This window comes from Streptomyces cinnamoneus, from assembly GCF_014650495.1.
Classification (GTDB): Bacteria; Actinomycetota; Actinomycetes; order Streptomycetales; family Streptomycetaceae; genus Streptomyces; species Streptomyces cinnamoneus.
Window position 1 is genome coordinate 1 of record NZ_BMVB01000101.1, and the last position, 518, is coordinate 518.

2 protein-coding genes are annotated in these 518 nt (G+C 41.1%); both read right to left on the minus strand.

Annotated features, from left to right (window positions below; translation table 11 throughout):
• On the minus strand, nucleotides 1–354 hold a 354-nt coding region (locus IE182_RS33005; protein WP_190113431.1), incomplete at its 3' end, for a conjugal transfer protein.
• A gap of 17 nt (nucleotides 355–371) precedes the next feature.
• Nucleotides 372–518 (minus strand): NlpC/P60 family protein (locus IE182_RS33010; RefSeq protein ID WP_190113432.1); only part of this gene is annotated, 147 nt, incomplete at its 5' end.

Here is a 518-nt window from a genome sequence, read left to right on the forward strand (position 1 = left end):
CGTTCTAATGGTATCAACATTCAAGTCCTGTAATTCCTTTGTCAGATAACCGTTGATTGCCTGCGTCCTTGCTTCAATCGCTTCTTTGCTGTTACTCCATGTGTAATAGGACTTTGCAAAATTCTTCACGAAATTTTCAATCCCGTTGGTGTCCTGCAAGCGAAGTTCAATGATTTCTTTTTCATGGGTGGTGTGCTGGTCGATAGCCGTAAAATTCTTATACACTCCAAAGCTCACGCTTGCGATAAGCACCACCCACAACGCAATCACGGTTTTCTTATGTGTGCCTACCTTGACAGTACGCACCTTTTTTTCTTTGACATTTTCTGTCTGTTTCTTATTCTTCTTAAACATAATGTTATCCTCACTTTCTATTGTTTTACTCGTCCTGCACCGATTAAGTGCTGTTGCCAGTAACTATTATTTAGGTCTGCATATCCTATCGGATTTCCTGCGTGGTACATCTGCGTCGGCGAAACAAGAATACCGACATGTGTTACATAACTTCCAGCGTTATA